Origin of the sequence: Bacillus sp. JJ722 (assembly GCF_036963345.1) — a bacterium.
In the GTDB taxonomy this organism is placed as follows: Bacteria; Bacillota; Bacilli; order Bacillales; family DSM-1321; genus Bacillus_AD.
Genome location: NZ_JBALMO010000197.1, coordinates 1 through 1,989 on the forward strand (window position 1 = coordinate 1; position 1,989 = coordinate 1,989).

Sequence of the window (1,989 nt, forward strand, 5' to 3'; positions counted from 1 at the left end):
GACTTTGATACATCACCTTTTGAAATGGATTTTGAGAAGCTGAATATATCAATTTTCTTGCTTTTTCTCTTGCTCACTGAATAGAACGAGTTGGGCAATAACCTCTAATTCGTTCTACTAGGTCCTCTTAGTCAGTCTCTAGAACCTTCTGCGAAGTTGGATATTCTCTTAGTATCAATAAAGATACATTCGAAAAAAGATCTCCAAAAACCTTTCTGTACTCAGGGAAAATCTGATCTAAAATCGTATGAAATTGTAGTTTTACTTCCACATACATATTCGTTATAATCTCTTGTTGTCTAGTTAGATTTCGAAGGTTTAAAAGGTGAATTCCTCTCATTTTATAAGGCTCAAATTCTTCTTTGTAGTAAAGAATACATAATTGATAGGCATCAAAAGCATCTGTTTTTACCTTTCTTAAACTTGCTTTCTTTGCTTGATGAGAAATAATTGGATTCAACAAAATATAAAGGATTTCGTTCTCTTCTAAGCATTGAATAATGGGAGTATGATAATGCCCTGTTGATTCTAATATGACCACTGGCATTTGACCAGTCATTGATTTAATATCCCCTAAGAAACTTATAAACTCATCTAATTCTTCACGATTATGCTTGATTGAAAAACTTTTGCCATATGGCTGTCTTTTATCTAAAAAAGCCTGAACTTCACTCTCTCCTTTAGCTACGTCTATACCCACAACTGGGTTCATTTTTTCTCCTCTTGCGTATTCGCCAGTAACCCCTATTTCCTCCAAGTAGTATTATAGCTTCGCTTGTTATACGAGATCTAAGTACCAACCAGCCTCAAACATATTTCTACAAGTAGGGGGTGAACAGTTTAGCCGACGGAATCAATATGTCCCACGCACCCGGACGTTCTACCCTGCCTACTGATAGATTAAATCTAAACTAAAAAAGTTCAACCAGAAAGTTCTGGCTGAACTATATAATACGAATGCACCTGTTAGTTCATACGTTTTTATTTTGACTTTTCAAGGATTATTGATGGTATCTAAACGTTTTAAAAAGTAGAGTGTCAAATCATCATCATTTGCACATTCTGCATATTGTTCTAATTGCTTCCCTCTATACCAAGCTCCAGTTCCGTCTGGAATGTATCCTCTTTTCACGTACATTCTTTGAGCAGAACCGTATCCATAATGTAATCCTACTGATAATGAAATAGAATCGCTTTTCTCTTTAGCAAGCCCCTCTAATACATCCATCATTTCGTTGCCAATACCCATCTTTTGGAATTTTACAAGTACATTTAAATCAACTATTTCAGGTATGTTTTTATAAGCATAAGGACCAATTGTAGTAGAAGGAAGTAATGTAACATATCCAGCAACTTCACTATTTACTTCAGCTACAATGACTGATTTCTCACCATTTTCTTGCTGATTATAATATTCATTAAATAACTCAAATGGTTTATGCCAATTCTGTTCAGCAAATGCATTAACAAAGTCTTGCCTATCACTCTTAATCATTGCTCGAAAAAGTATATTCTCATCATTATAATATATCATTTATCTTCAACTCCCATATCTATAAGTGAAGTTTATCAAATGGAACTTCTGTCGAAAAGAAACAAATAATGCTTACATCTTATAAAGTTAAACTGCACCGTTAGCAGCATAAGAAAAAACATCAATATTCCAGCAATGATATTTTGCTTAAGCAACCATTAACCAGAACGTTTAGTTACTTGATCCTTAGAGAAAAACAAAATCCACCAAACTAATATGTATAAGTGACTTATAATGATATAAAAAGCCCACAAAGATCCTTGTCGTAAATGAATAACTAAGTGTTCAAATTCATTTATTCCATTCTCTCTTTCAATGCTATTGATTATACCAATAACAGGGGTAGTACAAATAATTACAATCGCTATAATAGACAAGCTTTTAATTTTACTTTGTATAATACTAAATATAGCTAGACCCAAAGTTATTAATAAAAATGTAGAATAAATAACCCA

General features: G+C 33.0%; 2 protein-coding genes and 1 pseudogene. All 3 read right to left on the bottom strand.

The features are described from left to right. A pseudogene (locus V7014_RS20560) lies at positions 1–712 on the bottom strand (IS110 family transposase); the annotation flags it as partial. A 282-nt stretch (positions 713–994) separates the two neighbouring features. After that, positions 995–1,534: a GNAT family N-acetyltransferase gene (locus V7014_RS20565; RefSeq protein ID WP_335509829.1), complete on the bottom strand. Its 540-nt coding sequence runs from the start codon at positions 1,532–1,534 to the stop codon at positions 995–997. Positions 1,535–1,692: 158 nt separating this feature from the next. Continuing rightward, positions 1,693–1,989 (bottom strand): hypothetical protein (locus tag V7014_RS20570; protein WP_335509831.1); only part of this gene is annotated, 297 nt, incomplete at its 5' end.

Bases quoted from the DNA above. Each gene is read 5' to 3' on its own strand.
- V7014_RS20565 (WP_335509829.1), bottom strand. From the start codon at position 1,534: ATGATATATTATAATGATGAGAATATACTTTTTCGAGCAATGATTAAG.